The following is a 19,525-nucleotide window of genomic DNA, read 5'->3' on the forward strand; positions in this document are numbered from 1 at the left end:
TAGTGAATATGCTAATAATGATACAGTTTGTATCAGCAAAAAGTCGAAGAACCCAAGCCATAGTGGGAATTGAAAAAGTGAAACAAGGAATTCTATTTAAGAATTTCTTGTTTTTCTATAGGAGGACTATATGGAAAAATTAAAAATTTATTTTATAGACAGCAATCATATAAATTATTTAAGAAAGTACGACAGCAAAGTAGCATATAATAATGTGCCTAATAGACCTTATATTGGTGTTGTTTATAAATATAATGGTTTCCATTATTTCGCTCCATTATCAAGTCCTAAACCAAAACATACGAAATTGAAAAATAGCACAATTGATATTTTCAAAATAAAAGATGGAAAATTGGGAATCATAAATACTAACAACATGTTTCCAACACCTATAGAAGCACTTATTGAAGCCATTCCAAATATTCATGATAAAAAATATAAAGCATTATTAATAGAGCAGTTAGATTTCATTAATCACCATAGAGAGGTTTTATATCATAAAGTGAAACAATTTCAACAAAGATATAGAAAAGGATATATACAACAGCATGTTTTAGAAAGATGTTATAACTTTTCAATTATTAGAAAAAAATGTATCGAATATACTCAAAACAACTTTAAATATATAGACAAAGAAGAACAGTTATCTTTTAATTGAGATAAACGTTCTTCTTTTTATATCCCCACATCTCATATTCAACATGATAAAAAGAGCACTCTTATAAGTGCCCAAGTATATTCAAAGATAAGATATCTTTAAAATCTTTAATTTTCATTATTCTTTATTCCATATTTTAAATGATACAAGGCTTCTAAAACTTCAAAAATATATGTAACAGAGAATTTACCAATCAATGAATGATGGTCATTTCCTACATGTAATATCATATCGACTTTATCACTATATGGAAATTCTTCTAACTGTGTAATTGCAATAATATAAGCTTCTGTTTTAACCAATTCTCTCATTGTTTCAATATGATCTTTAAAAAATCCTCCAGCAATCGATGAAACAATAATCAAATCATACCCTTTTAATGTTTTATAGATATTTTTTTGTTGTTCCAAAGGATACATAGCTACACAGTCTTTTCCCAAATAACAGAGTTCAATCTGCAATTGCATGGAAACAGATTGTGTAAAAAATTTCCTGCAAAACAAATATGTTTAGATTCATGGATCTTATCAACAATATAGATCAAATCTTCATAACGAATATTATCATAAGTATCCTGTAAATTACGAATAACATTTTGAAAGTGATTATTAAATATTTCCTTTCCTTCATCAATTGATTCAGGAGCAGGTAATTGATGATCAAAAAACAATCTTTTAGCATCTTGATTAAAATAATGAAGATTCATCGTCACATCTTTTTTAAAATCACTAAATGATTCGTAATTTAACTTTCGACAAAGTCTTGATATCGTTGCTGTCGAAACATAACACATCTTTGCAACATCTGTGATACTGCTATAGGGTATTTGATAGATATTTTTTAAAATTGTTCTGGCAGCACCCCAATAAACATCATGAATACTTGTCATATTAATGAAGTTTATCAGATTGTAAAAAGCACTTCTCATTGAGGCTGTCCTTCTTCATATTTCAAAACTGTGACTTCGCCAGTTGTCAAACACAAGCAATTCAATTGTCCTTTATTTCCAACTGCTAAACCACCATCAATTGCTATCTTATTATGATAATCAGGATCATACCAGATATCAAAAGAATGATCTTCATTAATAAAACAACATGGTGTATGACCAAAAATATACGTATAATCTGGATTGGCTTCATTTAAGTAAAAATATTCACGAATCCACGCTAAAATCTCTTCATCATTTTCTTCCAAAGGAATTTCAGGATCAACACCAGCATGTACTAAAACATAATGTTTTCCATTTAAATCTAATTCATAGTAACTTGGTAATGAATCAATAAATGAAATCAATTCTTTAATAAACATACGTTTTAAATCAAAATACTCTTCATAGGGAATATAATCTTTTTGCAAATATTCTCGGATACTATCAATTGTTTTATGTCCACCATTTTGTTTCCATAAACGATAAGGATTTGAACGTTCAGAGTCTAAATCATTATATTTTAAAGCAGCTAACATAGACTGACGCATCATAATTTCATGATTTCCTTTAATCATATGGATATTGCTCATTGCTTTTACAAAATAATAAATATCAATACTATTAGGTCCTCGATCCATAATATCACCTAATATATAAAGTTCATCATTTTCATTAAAACCAATACGTTCCAACAACAATTGAAGCAATACAAATTGTCCATGAAGATCTGATATAACAAATATTCTTTTTTCCATATATCATCACCCCATTACATTCTATCATAATTATATTTTTTTATAAACTAAACCCATCTTTTATTTTTAAAAAAATAGAGGTCATTTGACCTCTATCCAACAATACGCACTTGAAAAACAATTTCAACAGTAGACATAGGCTCAATAGATGGAATCACATAATAAAGTGTTCGATTATCAATGGCTGGTGTTTGAGCCTGTCCGTTGACATAGAATGATCCATTAACATATTCAACATCTTGATCAAGCTGATCAGTAAATACAACTTGTGTTTCATTCACTAATGATGAGTTTTGAATAGTTATTGTATAAGTGAGGATATCTCCAACACAAGCTTGATCCTTATCAACTTTCTTACAGATATGAAGAGGTCTTTTGACTAATGTTTCAACCCCATTGCTGACACTTGTATGACAGCTAGTTTCCACTTGAGCAATATTACACACGCGAGAACGATCCATAACTTTCCCTCCTTTCAATAATAGCTTATGCCAATCATTGAAATCTTTCTGTTTGTTTACAACATTTCTTTTCAACTTTAGTAAAAATGTTCATTTGTACGAAAAAATAGTATATGATAAAAAGTAGGTGATCACGATGTTTAATGAATTTTATCTTGATGTTTATAATCAACTCTTTTTTAAATGGATTCTTGCCCAACAAAAACAATATCAAACAGATCAGATTCATTGTTTTGTTGAAACTGAAAATTTAAAATATAAACTTATTAGTTTTGAAACAACGAAAGTAAAAGGAAAAATAACAATCTGGTATAATCATATTATTGAAGAAGAAATTCTTCGTCATAGTGATGAAAAACTTGTCTTTTATTTACATTTTACTTTGACTGATTTGGCTCAGTGCTGCCATTTATTCCAAGAATTTTATCAAACAATGATTCGCTATACCCAACAAAAAGAATTAAAAATTGCATTATGTTGTACAGGTGGTTTATCAACATCCGTTTTCATTGAAGAAATGCAACAAGTTTGTGAATTAGAAAACATTCATTTTCAGCTGGTTTCATTATCTTTAGACCAACTCTACCAAAATTATCAAGATTATGATGCTTTATATCTTGCTCCACAAATCGCTCATTTAGAGCCTGATATTCTTGCTCATACAAAACATCTGATTCCAATTTATCGTATTGATGCAACAATGTTTGCTACTAAAAATTATCGTGCTATTATTCAAACCATTCAAAAGAATATTCAAAATGAAAATGATAACTCATTATAAAGTTATCATTTTTTCATATATGGAAGATAGCGTTGTTTACAAGCTTGATCAACATAAAAACTAATCAAAATACCTTCTGGTTGATATTCAATTCTAACAATTTCATATTGATATTCAATATGACTCATTATCTCACCTTGATCATAAGGAATATAAACACTTATTAATTCATAATCTTTAAAGAGAGTATGAATAATCATATCTTCTAGTTTCGTTAAATTTTGTTTGTCTTTGACTGATATACCAATACTATTTTCATATTCAAGAACAAGTGGTTGATGCAACAAATCTATTTTATTATAAACATAAATCATAGGAATATGATCAGCCCCTATTTCTTTTAATGCATTTAGAGTTGTTTCAATTTGGTTATGATAGTATGGTGATGAAACATCAATGACATGCAATAACAAATCAGCATCTTTGACTTCTTCTAAAGTAGAATGAAATGCCTGAACAAAAGAATGTGGTAATTGATGAATAAAACCAACTGTATCACTTATAATCAAATGATGTTTTTTCATATAAACACGTCTTGAAGAAGTCTGTAAAGTCGCAAAAAGCATATCTTTTTCATCAATGTCATTAAGTTAAAGGATAGTATGCAATCATAACGATTAAGTTAAGGTATCAATTCAATTGAGAGTTGGTACCTTTTAGAATATTTCGAAACTATAAACTTATTTTATCTATTTCATGCGCACTCGAAAAGAACTAAACATTTAGCTCAAAAAAATTTCTTGTTATTCTAAAATAACGTGCTATAATGAATCATGTCAGGACGTTCTATTATTAAACGGTTTGACTGATTTCGGTTTTATAGAACGTTTATATGATCTTTCTGGTCGTTCAGGGACCAGAAATTTTTTTATTCTTGAAACAAGAACATCTTCTTCCAATAGATCCCTGAGATACAATCGTATGTTTGTCACTGCATTGGCAAAATTCGCCTTGTAGCGGTATCTGCAGTTCTGTTTCATCTCGATATTATTGATGATGATTTCAGAAACATTATACATCAGGAATGTTGCATTGATTTCCTGCTGGATCAGCTGTCTTTTTCTTGCATGGAAATAAATCATTCCAAGTGTATTCTTTACCTTATTGAAGGCTGTTTCCTCATTCCAGCGAAAGTGGTACAGCTCCCTGAAGTCATCAAGCGAAAATTCATCTTCGCTAAGGTTCGTGATGATTGTCACATAGTTGTTTTCAGTGGCTTCGAAACGTACGATGCGAAGTGTCATTTCATAATAATCCTGAGTTGGACCCAAAAATCAAATTTGGATGTAGAAGGAACAAAGACATATTTTTCCTTGTTGGCTTTTATTTCCTTTGTCTGAAGTCTTGTCAATGTGCGTGTGACAGTCATGTCAAAAGAGCCTTCAGGTGTAGATATGTTTGTCATGATGCCACTTTTTGTATTGATATCCTTGACACGAATGGCGAACTTGAGATTGTTTTCAATGAAATGGGCAAACAGATTGTAATTCTCATAGCCACGATCAGCAGTAAATATAGCATTTCTAGGATAATGCCCATTATTGATGATGGAGATGAGGGCGTCGCATTCCTGCTTTTTCGTTGCCGAATCAATACTCCAGTCGAGAAAGACGTGATTCAGGCAGTCATATAGAGCGTTGATATGATACTGACAGCAGGGGCTGCCAAGAGAGTTATAAAGAATTTTGGTATCATCATCCTCAAAAGGGATGTTGATGTCAGAACCATCCTGAGCCAGTATGCGATAGCCATTGATGGTGGCATAATTATCAAAACTTGACAGAAACAGCTGATTGATACGCTTAAAGATGACAGGATCCAGCAAACTTCTTCGCTGACAGAGAGCGGAAGGAGAAGGCATATCCTTAATGTCATAAAAGAAGTTTGACATTTCACAGACAGTGGAATGACTGGAGAAGTTCATAATGCATTCGATTAGTGTTCTGGCAGTAATCTTGCGATTGCGGTAAAATTGGAAACGGGATCAGGGCAGTAGTTTTGGATGCCCTCAAGAGTAAAATCAATGGATTTGTCCAAGTTGTTTTTGATAATACTTGGTGAATAGTAGATGTTAGATTTTGATTGATTCAACATGATAAGTACCTCCTAAAAAACACATCTACTAAAAAGGGCTAAAAATTATAGAACATTATAATTTTTAGCCCCACAAACCTTTCAGTTTGTCAATAGAAAAATAAAAAAGAGCCTCAATATTTTAGAAATATCAATATTGAGGTTCTTTAGGCTTAACTTAATGACATTGTCTTTTTCATATACCTTTTTGTTTGTAAAATGATTCAATAAAGATGATTTTCCACTATTGGTATAGCCAACAAGACATATAACTTTTTCTTGATGATGCTTGCGTAACTGTCTTTGTGTATGACGTTGTTTTTCAATCGTTATTAATTCCCTTTTAGCTTGTGTCAACTGACGACGAATACGACGGCGATCTAACTCAATTTGTTTTTCTCCTGAACCACGAAATCCCATTCCACCTTGTTGCGAATAAAGATTTTGTTTCATTCCTGCTAATCTTGGTAACATGTATTCAAGTCTAGCCATGTCAACTTGTAGTTTAGCTTCTTTTGTTTTCGCTCTTTTTGCAAAGATACGTAAAATCAAATCACTGCGATCAGTTACTTCTATTTGCCATACATCCGTTAAATTCTTCATTTGCATAGGTGTTAATTCCTCATTAAAAATAACGATATCATAGCTACCAATCAATTCACCTATTTCCATAACTTTCCCTTTACCAATATAATATTTAGGAGAAATCATATCTAAATTTTGTGTCACAACCATTGCGACTTCAATATCACATGCAAAAGCTAACTGCTTTAATTCTTCCATAGAAATATCAAAATCATAATTCATTTGTGGGTATTTTACACCAACCAATATTCCTTTCATATATATTCACCACTTTCAATAAGGAGTCTTTATGAAAAAAGCTAATTATTATTTTACACTCTGCCTTGTCCTTTTTACAACTCTTTTTTCTTTTTTTAATATGTTTCAAATTGTAAAAGTTTCTTCCCAAGTCATTCAAATCGTTCTCACCAATTTACTACCATCCTTACTTCCTTTTATGATATTAATATCTTTATGTTTATCCTTAGGTCTTTTTCAATTTATCAGTTATTTTATTCAATTTCTCTTTTCACCACTCTTTCATCTGACACCACATATGTCCTCACTTTATTTTGTTTCTTTTTTCTGTGGTTATCCAACCAATGCTAAAATGTTAAGAGAATCTTATGAATTAGGTTATATTAATATTTCTCAACTTCAGCATTTACTTTCTATTGCTTCTTTTTCATCTTTGAGCTTTATCTTTGTATCTTTAAAACTTCCTTTTCAAAATGCTCTCATTATCTATATAAGTCATATTTTACCAAGTATTATAAAAGCTATTTTTTATCATCATGAATATCATTGGATGTCTTTTCATCAATGCATTCAACCTATTGTACACCCTCATATGCGTTTTGTAGATGCCTTAAAGAAAAGCATTACTTCTTCTTTAACAGCTTTTATTTTTATATTAGGTTATATGCTTGTCTTTCAGTTTATTGGATATAGTTTACAAACGATCATACCTCATCCTTTTTTACTAAGTATTGTAAAGGGATTTCTAGAATTTAGCTCAGGTTCTATTCAACTTTTACAATATCAACATTTTCTTGTTTATCCTTTTGTAAGCTTTTATTTATCTTTTTCTGGTTTATCTGTTTTAATGCAAGTCGATAATATCTTGGATGGTATTCCTTATTCTTTTAAGAAATACTTTTTAGCAAGATTATGTCATGGTGTTTTTTCATTTATAATTTGTTTTGGGTTACAATATTTGACAATACTATAATGTATGCTATAATAATAGTAACCATTATTAATAAGGAGTGTGAGAGTATGTCTGAAACAAAATTAAGATATTCTAAACAGAGGGAAACAATTTACGAAGTCTTAAAGAATGATTATACACATCCTTGTGTTGATGATATTTACACAAAGGTTAAAAAATTGATTCCTGATATTAGTTTAGGAACTGTTTATCGAAATCTAAACTTACTGGCTGATCATAAAAGAATTACACGCTTAGATGTAGGTGATGGAGTTGTTCATTTTGATGCACGCATAGAGCCACATTTTCATATGGTATGTGATGAATGTGGAACAATTCAAGACTTAGTTTGTCATCATTCTATTCTTGAAGAACTTATTAATAAGGTCAATAAACAATCTGAACATGAGATTTTTAATGCTGATGTTATTTTTCATGGAATATGTTCACATTGTTTAAAGCAGAAATCATAGAAAGGAGGGCATGAACATGCCTACATTAAAAGGAACAAAAACTGCTAACAATTTATTACATGCTTTTGCTGGAGAATCTCAAGCAAGAAATCGTTACACTTATTATTCTTCAATCGCTAAAAAAGAAGGTTATGTGCAAATTGCTAATATCTTTGAAGAAACTGCTAATCAAGAAAAAGAACATGCAAAAAGACTTATGAAACTATTAAATGCTGAATTAAAAGGTGAAGCATTACATGTTGAAGGTGATTTCCCAATCATGCTTGGAACAACTGCTGAATGTTTAAAAGCTGCTGCTGCAGGTGAAAATGAAGAATGGACTGATATGTATCCTGAATTTGCAAAAATTGCTGAAGAAGAAGGATTCCCTGAAATCGCTAAAGTATGCAGAAGTATTGCTGTAGCTGAAAAAATGCATGAAGACAGATATTTAAAATTATTAGAAAACTTAGAAAATGGAACAGTCTTCAAAAAAGATGAAGTTGTTATGTGGAAATGTAATAATTGTGGATTTATTTTTGAAGGAACTGAAGCTCCTGAAAGATGTCCTGCTTGCGACCATCCTCAAGCTCATTTTGAAGCTTATACTTTCTTTAAAGGATAAGAAATCATCCCAATTATGCTTGGCATAGTTGGGATTTTTTTATACAAAAATAAAATCTCTCAAATCGAGAGATTCATTTATATTAGATCAAATCATGTTGGTGTTTCAAGAAATCTTCAAATTCAGCATCAGTTGCTAAGACATAATGTGTATCCGAAACCTTATGCTGTGTACCAGCTTCATAATCAAGTCCACTATCTTCATAACTATAAGTTAGTGAAACTCTATTTTTTTCAACGTCTGGATTTGGATGAGGGATTGCTGATAACAACGATTTCGTATACGGATGTAACGGATTATTAAAGATTTCTTCTGAAGTTCCTGTTTCAACAAGATGCCCCAAATGAAGTACACCAATACGATTGCTAATATACTTAACCATTGACAAATCATGTGCAATAAATAAATAGGCAATATTTGTCTTTTTTTGTATTTTCTTCATCAAATTGACAACTTGCGCCTGAATAGAGACATCCAATGCTGATATTGCTTCATCAGCAATAATCAAACTTGGATTCATAATCAAAGCTCTAGCAATTCCAATACGCTGTCTTTGTCCACCAGAGAATTGATGGGGGTATCTTGAAGCATGTTCTCTTGATAATCCAACCAATTCTAAGATTTGATAGACCTTTTCATTTCTTTCTTCAATACTGTTATAAGCTTTATGAATATCCAATCCTTCAGCAATGATATCTAAAACCTTTCTACGTGGATTTAAACATGCCATTGGATCTTGGAAAATCATTTGCATATTGGTACGTAAATTTGATAAAGCATCTTTATCCATTTTTCCAGAAATATCTTGGCCATTAAAGATAATACTTCCAGAAGTCGGTTTATATAGACGAATAATACTTCTTCCTGTTGTTGATTTCCCTGATCCTGATTCGCCTACAAGCCCATATGTTTCACCAGGATTGATTTCAAAAGAAATCCCATCAACAGCCTTTACAGTAAAATTACGATTGATTTTAAAATGTTGTTTTAAATCTTTCACAACAAGGATTGGTTCTTGCTTATCCATTTGTTAACCCCTCCTTTTTCATTTTTTCAATACGTTTCTTTAAAGATTCAGGCATTTCCACCTTCGGCGCCTTTTCATGCATCAACCAGCTAGCCACCTTATGACTCTCAGAACCAGGCACATCAAACATAGGCGGATCAAGTCTTAAATCAATATTTAAAGCATATTGATTTCTTGGTGCAAAGGCATCTCCTTTGATTTCTTGTGTTAAATTAGGTGGTGTTCCAGGAATCGTATACAATTCATCATCTTGTGTATCTAAATCAGGCATAGATGATAATAATCCCCAAGTATATGGATGTCTTGGATCATAGAAAATTTCATTGATTGTTCCTGTTTCTACAATCTTTCCTGCATACATAACATTGACAAAATCTGCCACTTTCGCAACAACACCTAAATCATGTGTAATATAAATAACTGAAAGATCTTTCTTCTTTTGAATTTCTTGGATTAATTCCAAAATTTTTGCTTGAATCGTCACATCCAAAGCTGTTGTTGGTTCATCACAGATTAAGACATATGGATCACAAGACAAAGCAATCGCAATAACAATTCTTTGACGCATCCCACCAGAAAGTTGATGTGGATAGTTTTTCATTCTTTTTTCTGCATCTGTAATCCCAACTTCTTCTAATAATTCTACTGCTCTTTGATATGCTTCTTCTTTAGATTTTCCATAATGAAACATCATTGGTTCCATAACTTGTTTCCCAATTGTCATTGTTGGATTTAATGATGTCATCGGATCTTGAAAAACCATAGCAATCTTACGACCACGAATTTCTTTTTGCATTTCTTTCTTACTTAACTGGACTATATCTTTCGTGATGGCTTCCCCTGTATTTTCATCATGCCATGTATATTCAATAGAACCTGAATCAATGCTTCCATTGTTTGCTAAAATCCCCATAATAGCTTTAGTTGTGACTGATTTCCCCGAACCAGATTCACCTACAATGGCTACTGTTTCACCTTTATATAAATCAAAATTAACCCCTCTTATCGCATTGACTTTACCATTACCTGTTTTAAAAGATATAGTCAAATCTCTAATTTTTAAAATTCTTTCTCTTTCCATAGACTACATCTCCTTCATTGTTGGATCTAATGCATCTCTTAATCCATCACCAAATAAGTTAAAGCTTAACATTAAAATTGATAAAACAACAGCTGGTATTAAAACCATATATGGATAAACTAAGAAACTTTCAAATCCATCATTAATTAATGTACCAAGTGAAGCATTTGGTGCAGGTAAACCTAAACCTACAAATGATAAATAAGCTTCATAGAAAATGGCATTGGGAATAGACATCATAATCATAATAATCATTTGACTATAAATATTAGGCAAAATTTCTTTAAAGATAATAAAGAAACTTTTTGCTCCTAAAGTACGTGAAGCTAAAACAAATTCTTCTTCTTTTACTTTTAAAACTTGTGCTCTGACAATACGACTCATTCCAATCCATTCTGTTAATGATAAAGCAAATACGATAGTTGTTAAACTTGATTTCATAACCATTAATAACAATGTTAAAACAACTAATGTTGGAATTGAATTAATAATTTCTTGAATTCTTTGCATTATTGAATCGACCATTCCACCAAAGTATCCTGAAATCAAACCATATGTTGTTCCAAGAACCACATCAATCAAAACGGCACATACAGCAATAAATAAGGAAATACGTGCTCCAGTCCATAAACGTACCCATAAATCTCTACCTAAAGTATCTGTTCCAAACCAGTGTTCTAAATTAGGAGAAATTGATTGTAAAGAAGTATTCAAATCATCAAATTCCCATGATGACAACATTGGAGCAAAAATAGCTAATAAAATAATAATCAAAATCATAATTAAACCAACCACAGCTCCTTTGTTTTGTATAAAGATATTAATGGCTTCTTTCCATCCTGGTTTTGCCGGTATGACAACATCCATTGAAATATCCTGTTTATTACCAACAAATTCAAAATCATCAGGTAAAAATTCAATATCTTTTAATTTTGCATCCATTATGAATCCTCCTTACCTAGACGAATTCTTGGATCAATAATTCCATAAGAAACGTCAATAATCAACATCATAATTATATACATAGCAGCATATAAGAATGAACAAGCTAAAATAATATTCACATCATTAGACAAAATACTGTTAATCAATAATTTCCCTAAACCAGGAACACCACATATTTTTTCAACAACCATTGTTCCTGTCATTAAGTTAACCAAAATAGGTCCTAAAATTGTGACAACTGGAATCAAGGCATTACGCAAAGCATGTTTAAAGATCAATGTTTTGTTATCCAAACCTTTTGCTTCTGCCAAAGTCATATATTCACTATTAACAACCGAAACCATTTCTGTTCTTGTAAAACGTGCCACATTGGCGATAACACCAACTGATAAAGCCATAACTGGCATAATTGATGAAACGACTGGATTAAAGGAACTATACTGTGTTGGTAATATGTGAAGTTGAGATGCAAATAAAACCAAAAGCATCATCGCAAATACAAATGATGGTACAGATACACCAATAACTGAAATAATTGTTGCAAGTGTATCCCAAATTGTATTTTTATGAAGAGCTGCAAAAACACCCAATAATGTTCCTAACAGTCCTCCAATAATAACAGCACTTAAACCATAAATAAATGATATCTTTGCTGCACTTCCAACAAGTGATGATACAGGCATGTCTTTATACATATTATAAGAAACACCAAAATCACCTGTTAACATATTTTTAACATATGTTATAAATTGTGTAACCAAAGGTTGATCCAAACCATATTTTGCTTCAATAGCAGCTCTTTGAGCTTCTGATAGTTTTTCGTTATTGAATGGTGAACCAGGCAATAATTTGACAACTAAAAACAAAACAACTAGAATAACAAATAAAGTGGCTAACGATATAAGTAATCTTTTTCCAATATATTTTAATGTTGATTTACTCATCAAATCCCTCCTTCTAAAAGATAAACACAATATAGAAAACCATATTGTGTTTATCAGCTTTCATCACTTTAATTGTTTTTATTCTGCCTTTTCTACATAATGGAATGTATAAGGTACACCTACTGGTCTATGAACTAAACCTGTAACTTTTTTGTTTTCTAATGCTGAAGTTCCTTTTTCAAAGACTGGAATATCAGGCAAGTCAGCCATAATAACTTTTTCAGCATTAATCATATATTGCCAACGTGCATCAACATCAGCTTCAGTTGAAACTTTATCCATAATTTCTTCATATTCTTCACTGTAATATTTACCATAGTTATTAGAGTTTCCATCTAATAATAAGTTCAAATAAGTTGTTGGATCACCATAGTCAGGACCCCAACGAGTACAAGCTATATCGAAATCTCCATTGGCCATTTTATTGTAAATTCTGTCTTGTTTTGTTGTTGCAACCATTTCAATATTAAGACCATTTAATTTTGTTAAAGCATTTTGTAAATATTCAGCCATTTGATCCATTGGAGATTCATCTGTACCATAAGTCAATCTAACAGTAATTGAAGTTTTATTCAATTCTTTTAAACCTTCAGCAAATAATTGCTGTGCTTTATCTAAATTGTAGTTTGTCACTTCATAATCTCCAGCATCATCACGGAAATCACTCAATGTAGAGCTTAATGATAATTCTCTAGGAATAAATCCTTTTGCTGCTTTAGAACCATCTTTTAAGACATTATTAACTAAATCGTCTCTATCGATTGCATATGAAATAGCTTGTTTAATTTTATTGTTAGCTAAATCTGTATTCTTTTCATTAATTTCAAGATAGAATAAGTAACCTTCATTGAATGAAACAAATGAATTATCATCTTTGTATTGATCAATTAATTGAGAATTAATTGGTGCAAAATCAGTTTCTCCATTTTTAAATGAAGTAGCAGCAGTTTGTGGATCTTGAACTAAGTTCATAACTAAGTTTTGAGTCTTAACTGCATCTGCATTCCAATATTTATCATTTTTTTCGAAAGTTGCTGTTTTACCAGGTTGCCAATCTGTCATAACAAATGCACCATTTGATAATACATTTGTTGCACTCTTAGCGTATTGGTCACCTTTTTCTTCACAGAATTCCTTATTAATTGGATAATAACATGGGAATGTCATTAATTCTTCAAAATAAGAAATTGGTTTTGTAATTTTGACTTCAAGTGTCTTATCATCTACAGCTTTCACACCCATTTTTTCAAAATCAGCATCTGTTAATGTTTCTTTATTTGCCATTTTTGCAAGAATTTCATCAACACCTACAATTGCAGCACCATCGCTACCTAACATATAAGCATAGTTTCCATTATTTTTTAAGATTCTTTGCCAAGCATAAACAAAATCATCTGCTGTAACTGGTGTATCATTTGACCAGTTGGCATTTTCTCTTAAATGGAAAGTATATGTTAATTTGTCTTTACTTAAATCATAATTTTCTGCAATTGCTCCAACAATATTTCCTTCTTTATCCAACCCCATTAAACCATCAATACAAGCATGCATTGCGTTAAATGACATACCATCATCAGCGTCAGAAGAATCAAGGTTTTTAATATCTAGCTCACTTGAAAAGACATATGTGTCAGTTCCAACTGAGCCACCGCCACAGCCAACCAGCATAGCTGTTGCTAAGCACATCACAATTAAAGCTTTTAACTTTTTCATATTTTTTCTCCCCTTTTAGACTCACAGGTTTTCCTGTATGATGGTAGTATATACTCAACAATTATAAATGTCAACAACTTTTTGTCTAAATAACAAATTCATATATTTTTTTTGTCTTTAATACAAAAAGATTTCGTTTATATAGACAAGTGTATACAATTATATTATTATTCAAAAAAATAAAAGACCTATTCTTATCTTATAGGTCTTTTGTATATATGAAATTGGGCATTTGATAAACATCCATATGACATGAAGAATCAATGAAAATATTCATATCTTGCATATCATCATATACTCTTGATGATAAAACATATTCCCCATGATTCACAAAGATTTCTAAAGATGATGTATCACTAAATATATCTATTTCTTCAATAGAATCAATTTCAATATGACGTGCATTTCTGCCATAACCACTTTTACCTATTGTGAGTGTTAGTAAATTTTGATGATAAGATAATATAACATCTTCACGTAATGATATTGTCCATGCATCAGATAATTGTGTGAAATGACATTGACATATAACAGAATCATGATAAGTTTGATTTTTTGATAAATCTAATTGTTCTTTTAATTGTCTGGCTTGTAAAATTTCTTCTACAGGATATTGGTAAACATGTTGATTTTTTAACGTTAAAACTCTTGGTAATGTTAAGGCATGTTGCCAACCTTTTTCAACTGTAGGATTGCTATAAGGAATATCTGGTAATCCCATCCAGCCAATCAAAATACGACGATTGTTTTGATCTAAAAATGTCTGTGGAGCATAGAAATCAAAACCATAATCGAGTTCCTGAAATTCTTTTAATTGTAAGTTTTCCATTGTTCCATCAACAAGGAAATACCCATTAGCGTAAACATTTTCATAATGATAACCATCCTGTTTTAATCCTTGAGGACAAGTCATTAAGATTTTTTGTGAATCTAATTCAAAGAAATCTGGACATTCCCACATATAACCAAAAGGATATGGTGTTTCTAAACGTGTATAATATTGCCAATGGTTTAAATCATCAGATTGATAGATAATAACACAACCTTGACTTTGACGTGTTCTGGCTCCTAATACCATGTAATATTTATCATTTTCCTGATAAATCTTAGGATCACGCACATGACAGCTTAAATCATCTGGATAATCTTCATTTTTTAAAAGATTCTTCTTTTCACTAAAATGATAACCATCCTGACTAGAGAAAGCATTGACATAATGTCCTCTACCTTCATTAATATAATCATATTCTCCAGGAAATTTAATATTTCCCGTATAGAAGAATTGAATTTCATCATCATTAACCCATGCACATCCTGAATAAGCACCATCTTGATCAATAGGTTTATCAGGATATAATGTGATAGGTTGTGTCTGATAATGAATAAAATCCTTTGTTGTATAATGTCCCCATCCTTTCAAGGCTTTTCCATCTGCTCTTTGGGGTGCATATTGATAAAAGATATGATAAACATCTTGATATTGACATAATCCATTAGGATCATTTAACCAGCCTACAGGAGGCATAAGATGATATTTTAATCGCCATGCATCCTGTTGAACTTCTTGACTTTTTTGATTTGCTTCTTCAAATTGCTTTCTTATTTCTTCCATTATTTTACCTCAATAATTTCATCTTGAACTTGAACTTTTCCTGTTTTTAAAACATTAAATTCTTTTTGATTTGTAATAACAAGTGGTGTTTCAATTGATAATCCTTCTTTTTCAATCGTATCCATATCAAATTCAATAAGAGGATCACCAATACGTACTATATCTCCAGCTTTTACCAATACCTTAAAAGGTTTCCCTTCTAATTTAACAGTATCCAACCCGATATGAAGTAATAATTCTACATTGTCATTTTTTAAACCAATCGCATGATAAGTTGGGAATACCATTGCGACTTCACCATGAATAGGTGAACATAATGTTCCATTTTTAGGAATTGTTACTAAACCATCTCCCATAGCTTTTGAAGCAAAGACTTGATCACTACATTCACTGATAGGTTTGATTTCACAATCAAATGGAGCACAGATTTTTGTTTGATCCATATTTTCAAGTGAAACTGACTCTTGAGATACTGTTTCATTTTCATCTTTTTCACAGAATTTCTTAAATAAAATCATTGTCACTACAAACGCCACAACAATAGAAATTCCCATTCCAATAAAGTAATGAAGCCAATGACTTGGGTGAATTGAAATAAATCCTGGTAAACCAGCTGCACCAAGGGCAGTTGCTAGAGTTTTTGTTGCTGCAATATATGCACTACCACAAGCTGAACCAATCATGGCTCCATAGAAAGGATAACGTAATTTTAAAGTGACACCAAACATCGCTGGTTCAGTAATCCCAAGCATTGCTGAAACACCGGCTGCTGAACAAATAGACTTTAATTTTTTATTATGTGTTGCCAACAAAACAGCAAGTACTGCAGCCCCTTGAGCGACGTTATTCATCGCAGCTGTTGGGAAAATAAATGAACCACCTGTTGTATTCGCTGCTGCAATCAATTGTGTTTCCACCGCAATAAAACTATGATGCATACCTGTCAAACAAATTGGTGCATATAACAATCCAAAAATAGCACCACCAACAAAGCCTAATGTATTATATACCCATGTAATACCCATCGCAAGTAAATCACCAGCACTTCTTAAAACTGGTCCAACAACGATAAATGTTAAAAATCCAGTTACTAACACAGAAATTAACGGTGTTGTTAAGTTATCCAACCATGTTGGAGTCACTTTGTGTAATCGTTTTTCGATATTTGCTAAAATCCAAGAAACTGCTAATACTGGTAACACTGTTCCTTGATAACCAACAGCTTGTACTGTTAATCCAAATAAATTCCATGTTGGAATTTCTACACCTGTTCCTAATGAATAGGCATTTAATAAGTCTGGATGAACCATAATCATTCCCATTGCAGCTCCTAGATATGGATTACCACCAAACTTCTGAGTTGCTGAAAAACCAATCAAAACTGGTAAGAATGTAAATGCTGCATTGGCAAACATATTAATCATTGCTGAAATATCAGCCATTTGTGGATATAAATCAATAATTGTTTTACCTTCAACAAATAAACCATTTGCAGTTACAACATTGTTAATACCCATTAATAACCCGCCAGCAACAATGGCTGGAATAATTGGTACGAAAATATCACTTAATAACTTAACTGCACGTTGAATGAGTGATCCTTGTTTTCCCCTAATTCTTCTACAACTTCTTCATCACTCATACCTAAAATCTTTTTGACTTCATCACAAACAATATTCACAAGACCTGATCCTAAAATAATTTGATATTGATCACCTGCTAAAAATGTTCCTTTGACTTCATCAATTGCTTCTAATTTTTTCTCATCTACTAAATCATTATTTTTTAAATTCAAACGTAATCTTGTGGCACAGTGCATCGCATGACGTATATTATCCTGTCCCCCTACACCATCAATAATTTTGTTTGCAATACCTTGATAATCCATTTCTATTCCTCCTTTATGGTATCGTTCCCATATACAATATACTCCTCTTTAAGAAAGATGTCAACATAAAAATGGTATCGGTTCCATATTTTTTAAAATAAAAGCAATCCTAACGCAGATTGCTAATACTACCACCCTCAATTAAAACATAATCAACCATATGTTGTGATTCAACATCTTTTTCTTGAATCATATCAATCATCGCTTTTGCACCTTGACAAGCAGCTTCTTCATTTTCATAACGAATTGTTGTTAAACTTGGGGTAATTAACGAGGAAATTTCATAGCCACCAAAACCTGCCAAAGAAATATCTTCTGGCATTTTTAAGCCTCTGATTTGAATTTCTTTATAACAGGCTAAAGCTAAATTATCAGTTGCACAAATTATCGCTGTTGGACGATGACGATCTAAAAATGCTCCCACCACCTGTCTGGTTTTTTCAAACGAGAAATCTGTTTCAATAAAATGATAGTGATCAATGCCATATGCTTTCAAGCCATCCTGAACACCTTGTTTTCTTTCTACCCCAACTGCAATATCTTTTTGAAAAACACCGACATAAGCAATATCTTTATGTCCTTTTTTTGCAACATAACAAGCCAAATCATAACCAGCACGATAATCATCATACACAACCGCAACCCCTTGCTTACAACGCTGTCCAATTACCACAAAAGGAATATCAATTTGAGAAATAATTTTTTGGTGAGCCATTGTTAAATCTGTCGCAATTAAAATAATCCCATCAACATTTAAATTTCTCAACTGTTCAATCGACATCAATTCTCTTAATTCATTATGATTTGTATTAATAATCAACGGTGTATATTTTTGCCCTCTTAAATATTCATCCATTGTCATCATCATTCTAGATGAAGTCGTTGAATCTAAAGCAGGTGTAATAATACCAATAAGCTGTGAATGTTTACGCTTCATAATCTGTGCCATGACATTAGGCTCATAACCATTTTCTTCAATAATCTTATGTATTCTAGCACGTGTTTCTTCTTTGACATAACCACCATTAAAATAACGTGATACAGTGCTTTTCCCAACTCCAGCCATTTGTGCAATATCTTTCATTGTTAATCGTTTTGCTTTCATTTCAATGACTCCTTACCATTAATAATCATATTTCCATTTCCCTACACAATAAATAATAACAGCTAAAATCAAAGCCCAAATAATATCTATAAAAGCATGTTGTTTAATCATTACTGTAGACATACAAATCAATAAAGTCAAGATAACAAGCGCAACACATAACCATGAAGTTTGTTGAACTCTTTGACTTTTCAACAATGATACACACATCATAACACTATTATAAACATGAATGCTTGGACAAACATTTGTAGATGAATCAATAGAGTAAATAAAACTCACTAAACATTGAAAGATATTTTCATCATAAAGTTGTACTCTTAAGTTTTGACCTGTTGGAATCACAGCATAAATCAACAAAGATAAACTCATTCCTAAAAACAAATAAAAATATGTTCTTTTTACACCTGATTGATCAATAAAAACAAAATAAGCAAAACCTAAAACCATAAATACAAACCATAATAAATAAGGAATAACAAAATATTCATTAAATGGTATATATTGATCAATCCATGAATCTGTTATCATCATATGTGAAAAACTTTGATTTTCTAGAATCATAAAGCCAATCATATAGGCCACAAAAAAATAAAGCAAATATTTCAAACTATTATATTTTTCTAAAAATGCTTTCATCCATGTATCCTCCTATGCTAGAATATATACTAACATGATGGTTTAATTATGTGAATTCGAT

24 protein-coding genes are annotated in these 19,525 nt (G+C 31.3%); 5 read left to right on the forward strand and 19 right to left on the reverse strand.

Annotation, left to right across the window (positions count from 1 at the left end):
- The first annotated feature begins 130 nt into the window (after nt 1-130).
- The gene (locus NMU03_RS04225) at nt 131-658 is read left to right on the forward strand and encodes a type III toxin-antitoxin system ToxN/AbiQ family toxin (RefSeq protein ID WP_290141442.1); all 528 of its coding nucleotides are present in this window, start codon (nt 131-133) and stop codon (nt 656-658) included.
- A 107-nt stretch (nt 659-765) separates the two neighbouring features.
- On the opposite strand, the gene NMU03_RS04230 is transcribed toward NMU03_RS04225, so the two are convergent.
- From NMU03_RS04230 to NMU03_RS04245, 4 genes are all read right to left on the reverse strand, one after another.
- Nucleotides 766-1,125, reverse strand: a complete 360-nt coding sequence (locus NMU03_RS04230) for a MurR/RpiR family transcriptional regulator (protein WP_290142410.1) — start codon at nt 1,123-1,125, stop codon at nt 766-768.
- Complete coding sequence (locus tag NMU03_RS04235; RefSeq protein ID WP_290141443.1) at nt 1,080-1,586, reverse strand: MurR/RpiR family transcriptional regulator; 507 nt, start codon at nt 1,584-1,586, stop codon at nt 1,080-1,082. The genes NMU03_RS04230 and NMU03_RS04235 overlap by 46 nt, the downstream gene beginning before the upstream one ends.
- On the reverse strand, nt 1,583-2,344 hold the full coding sequence (locus tag NMU03_RS04240) for a metallophosphoesterase (protein WP_290141444.1): 762 nt from the start codon (nt 2,342-2,344) through the stop codon (nt 1,583-1,585). The genes NMU03_RS04235 and NMU03_RS04240 overlap by 4 nt, the downstream gene beginning before the upstream one ends.
- Before the next feature lie 92 nt (nt 2,345-2,436).
- Nucleotides 2,437-2,805, reverse strand: a complete 369-nt coding sequence (locus tag NMU03_RS04245; protein ID WP_290141445.1) for a DUF11 domain-containing protein — start codon at nt 2,803-2,805, stop codon at nt 2,437-2,439.
- Between the two features lie 136 nt (nt 2,806-2,941).
- Between NMU03_RS04245 and NMU03_RS04250 the strand changes: the two genes are divergently transcribed.
- Nucleotides 2,942-3,586 (forward strand): PTS sugar transporter subunit IIB, encoded by a 645-nt coding sequence (locus tag NMU03_RS04250; RefSeq protein ID WP_290141446.1) that lies wholly within the window; start codon nt 2,942-2,944, stop codon nt 3,584-3,586.
- Nucleotides 3,587-3,591: 5 nt separating this feature from the next.
- Here NMU03_RS04250 and NMU03_RS04255 read toward each other — a convergent pair whose 3' ends face one another.
- From NMU03_RS04255 to hflX, 5 genes are all read right to left on the reverse strand, one after another.
- Nucleotides 3,592-4,152 carry a GTPase gene (locus NMU03_RS04255; RefSeq protein ID WP_290141447.1) on the reverse strand — a complete coding sequence of 187 codons (561 nt, stop codon included), beginning with the start codon at nt 4,150-4,152 and terminating at the stop codon, nt 3,592-3,594.
- A 210-nt stretch (nt 4,153-4,362) separates the two neighbouring features.
- Nucleotides 4,363-4,830 carry a transposase gene (locus tag NMU03_RS04260; protein WP_290138938.1) on the reverse strand — a complete coding sequence of 156 codons (468 nt, stop codon included), beginning with the start codon at nt 4,828-4,830 and terminating at the stop codon, nt 4,363-4,365.
- On the reverse strand, nt 4,827-5,411 hold the full coding sequence (locus NMU03_RS04265; protein ID WP_290138940.1) for a transposase: 585 nt from the start codon (nt 5,409-5,411) through the stop codon (nt 4,827-4,829). Before NMU03_RS04265 ends, NMU03_RS04260 begins: the two co-directional genes overlap by 4 nt.
- Nucleotides 5,412-5,521: 110 nt before the next feature.
- Nucleotides 5,522-5,680 (reverse strand): hypothetical protein, encoded by a 159-nt coding sequence (locus tag NMU03_RS04270; protein WP_290138942.1) that lies wholly within the window; start codon nt 5,678-5,680, stop codon nt 5,522-5,524.
- A gap of 81 nt (nt 5,681-5,761) precedes the next feature.
- Nucleotides 5,762-6,502, reverse strand: a complete 741-nt coding sequence (gene hflX / locus NMU03_RS04275; protein WP_290141448.1) for a GTPase HflX — start codon at nt 6,500-6,502, stop codon at nt 5,762-5,764.
- Nucleotides 6,503-6,533: 31 nt separating this feature from the next.
- Between hflX and NMU03_RS04280 the strand changes: the two genes are divergently transcribed.
- The 3 genes from NMU03_RS04280 to rbr are packed head-to-tail and all read left to right on the forward strand — an operon-like array spanning nt 6,534 to nt 8,510.
- On the forward strand, nt 6,534-7,454 hold the full coding sequence (locus tag NMU03_RS04280) for a nucleoside recognition domain-containing protein (RefSeq protein WP_290141449.1): 921 nt from the start codon (nt 6,534-6,536) through the stop codon (nt 7,452-7,454).
- Between the two features lie 47 nt (nt 7,455-7,501).
- Entirely contained in the window at nt 7,502-7,906 is a 405-nt protein-coding gene (locus NMU03_RS04285) for a Fur family transcriptional regulator (protein ID WP_290141450.1), read from the forward strand.
- A 16-nt stretch (nt 7,907-7,922) separates the two neighbouring features.
- Nucleotides 7,923-8,510, forward strand: a complete 588-nt coding sequence (rbr, locus tag NMU03_RS04290) for a rubrerythrin (RefSeq protein ID WP_290141451.1) — start codon at nt 7,923-7,925, stop codon at nt 8,508-8,510.
- An 82-nt stretch (nt 8,511-8,592) separates the two neighbouring features.
- On the opposite strand, the gene NMU03_RS04295 is transcribed toward rbr, so the two are convergent.
- The 10 genes from NMU03_RS04295 to NMU03_RS04340 form a co-directional block, all read right to left on the reverse strand.
- Entirely contained in the window at nt 8,593-9,537 is a 945-nt protein-coding gene (locus NMU03_RS04295) for an ABC transporter ATP-binding protein (RefSeq protein WP_087303953.1), read from the reverse strand.
- Nucleotides 9,530-10,618 (reverse strand): ABC transporter ATP-binding protein, encoded by a 1,089-nt coding sequence (locus tag NMU03_RS04300; RefSeq protein WP_290141452.1) that lies wholly within the window; start codon nt 10,616-10,618, stop codon nt 9,530-9,532. The genes NMU03_RS04295 and NMU03_RS04300 overlap by 8 nt, the downstream gene beginning before the upstream one ends.
- 3 nt (nt 10,619-10,621) lie before the next feature.
- Nucleotides 10,622-11,560 (reverse strand): ABC transporter permease, encoded by a 939-nt coding sequence (locus NMU03_RS04305; RefSeq protein ID WP_290141453.1) that lies wholly within the window; start codon nt 11,558-11,560, stop codon nt 10,622-10,624.
- The gene (locus tag NMU03_RS04310; protein ID WP_290141454.1) at nt 11,560-12,507 is read right to left on the reverse strand and encodes an ABC transporter permease; all 948 of its coding nucleotides are present in this window, start codon (nt 12,505-12,507) and stop codon (nt 11,560-11,562) included. The genes NMU03_RS04305 and NMU03_RS04310 overlap by 1 nt, the downstream gene beginning before the upstream one ends.
- Before the next feature lie 78 nt (nt 12,508-12,585).
- Nucleotides 12,586-14,220 (reverse strand): peptide ABC transporter substrate-binding protein, encoded by a 1,635-nt coding sequence (locus tag NMU03_RS04315; RefSeq protein WP_290141455.1) that lies wholly within the window; start codon nt 14,218-14,220, stop codon nt 12,586-12,588.
- 199 nt (nt 14,221-14,419) lie between these two features.
- Nucleotides 14,420-15,832, reverse strand: a complete 1,413-nt coding sequence (locus NMU03_RS04320) for a glycoside hydrolase family 32 protein (protein ID WP_290141456.1) — start codon at nt 15,830-15,832, stop codon at nt 14,420-14,422.
- The gene (locus tag NMU03_RS04325) at nt 15,832-17,349 is read right to left on the reverse strand and encodes a PTS sucrose transporter subunit IIABC (protein WP_290141457.1); all 1,518 of its coding nucleotides are present in this window, start codon (nt 17,347-17,349) and stop codon (nt 15,832-15,834) included. The genes NMU03_RS04320 and NMU03_RS04325 overlap by 1 nt, the downstream gene beginning before the upstream one ends.
- A 50-nt stretch (nt 17,350-17,399) precedes the next feature.
- On the reverse strand, nt 17,400-17,720 hold the full coding sequence (locus tag NMU03_RS04330) for a PTS transporter subunit EIIB (RefSeq protein WP_290141458.1): 321 nt from the start codon (nt 17,718-17,720) through the stop codon (nt 17,400-17,402).
- A 109-nt stretch (nt 17,721-17,829) separates the two neighbouring features.
- A complete protein-coding gene (locus NMU03_RS04335; protein ID WP_290141459.1) occupies nt 17,830-18,825 on the reverse strand; it encodes a LacI family DNA-binding transcriptional regulator in 996 nt (331 codons plus the stop codon).
- An 18-nt stretch (nt 18,826-18,843) separates the two neighbouring features.
- On the reverse strand, nt 18,844-19,464 hold the full coding sequence (locus NMU03_RS04340; protein WP_290141460.1) for a phosphatase PAP2 family protein: 621 nt from the start codon (nt 19,462-19,464) through the stop codon (nt 18,844-18,846).
- Nucleotides 19,465-19,525 lie beyond the last annotated feature (61 nt).

The sequence above is a fragment of the Allocoprobacillus halotolerans genome, assembly GCF_024399475.1.
GTDB lineage: Bacteria > Bacillota_I > Bacilli_A > Erysipelotrichales > Coprobacillaceae > Allocoprobacillus > Allocoprobacillus halotolerans.

Coding starts and splice junctions, on each gene's coding strand:
- NMU03_RS04255 (WP_290141447.1), bottom strand. CDS start 4,152: ATGCTTTTTGCGACTTTACAGACTTCTTCAAGACGTGTTTATATGAAA.
- NMU03_RS04230 (WP_290142410.1), bottom strand. CDS start 1,125: ATGCAATTGCAGATTGAACTCTGTTATTTGGGAAAAGACTGTGTAGCT.
- NMU03_RS04310 (WP_290141454.1), bottom strand. CDS start 12,507: ATGAGTAAATCAACATTAAAATATATTGGAAAAAGATTACTTATATCG.
- NMU03_RS04320 (WP_290141456.1), bottom strand. CDS start 15,832: ATGGAAGAAATAAGAAAGCAATTTGAAGAAGCAAATCAAAAAAGTCAA.
- NMU03_RS04305 (WP_290141453.1), bottom strand. CDS start 11,560: ATGGATGCAAAATTAAAAGATATTGAATTTTTACCTGATGATTTTGAA.
- NMU03_RS04285 (WP_290141450.1), top strand. CDS start 7,502: ATGTCTGAAACAAAATTAAGATATTCTAAACAGAGGGAAACAATTTAC.
- NMU03_RS04280 (WP_290141449.1), top strand. CDS start 6,534: ATGAAAAAAGCTAATTATTATTTTACACTCTGCCTTGTCCTTTTTACA.
- NMU03_RS04295 (WP_087303953.1), bottom strand. CDS start 9,537: ATGGATAAGCAAGAACCAATCCTTGTTGTGAAAGATTTAAAACAACAT.
- NMU03_RS04315 (WP_290141455.1), bottom strand. CDS start 14,220: ATGAAAAAGTTAAAAGCTTTAATTGTGATGTGCTTAGCAACAGCTATG.
- NMU03_RS04300 (WP_290141452.1), bottom strand. CDS start 10,618: ATGGAAAGAGAAAGAATTTTAAAAATTAGAGATTTGACTATATCTTTT.
- NMU03_RS04260 (WP_290138938.1), bottom strand. CDS start 4,830: ATGACACTTCGCATCGTACGTTTCGAAGCCACTGAAAACAACTATGTG.
- NMU03_RS04235 (WP_290141443.1), bottom strand. CDS start 1,586: ATGAGAAGTGCTTTTTACAATCTGATAAACTTCATTAATATGACAAGT.
- NMU03_RS04270 (WP_290138942.1), bottom strand. CDS start 5,680: ATGTTGAATCAATCAAAATCTAACATCTACTATTCACCAAGTATTATC.
- NMU03_RS04330 (WP_290141458.1), bottom strand. CDS start 17,720: ATGGATTATCAAGGTATTGCAAACAAAATTATTGATGGTGTAGGGGGA.
- NMU03_RS04340 (WP_290141460.1), bottom strand. CDS start 19,464: ATGAAAGCATTTTTAGAAAAATATAATAGTTTGAAATATTTGCTTTAT.
- NMU03_RS04245 (WP_290141445.1), bottom strand. CDS start 2,805: ATGGATCGTTCTCGCGTGTGTAATATTGCTCAAGTGGAAACTAGCTGT.
- NMU03_RS04325 (WP_290141457.1), bottom strand. CDS start 17,349: ATGGGTATTAACAATGTTGTAACTGCAAATGGTTTATTTGTTGAAGGT.
- hflX (WP_290141448.1), bottom strand. CDS start 6,502: ATGAAAGGAATATTGGTTGGTGTAAAATACCCACAAATGAATTATGAT.
- NMU03_RS04240 (WP_290141444.1), bottom strand. CDS start 2,344: ATGGAAAAAAGAATATTTGTTATATCAGATCTTCATGGACAATTTGTA.
- rbr (WP_290141451.1), top strand. CDS start 7,923: ATGCCTACATTAAAAGGAACAAAAACTGCTAACAATTTATTACATGCT.
- NMU03_RS04335 (WP_290141459.1), bottom strand. CDS start 18,825: ATGAAAGCAAAACGATTAACAATGAAAGATATTGCACAAATGGCTGGA.
- NMU03_RS04225 (WP_290141442.1), top strand. CDS start 131: ATGGAAAAATTAAAAATTTATTTTATAGACAGCAATCATATAAATTAT.
- NMU03_RS04250 (WP_290141446.1), top strand. CDS start 2,942: ATGTTTAATGAATTTTATCTTGATGTTTATAATCAACTCTTTTTTAAA.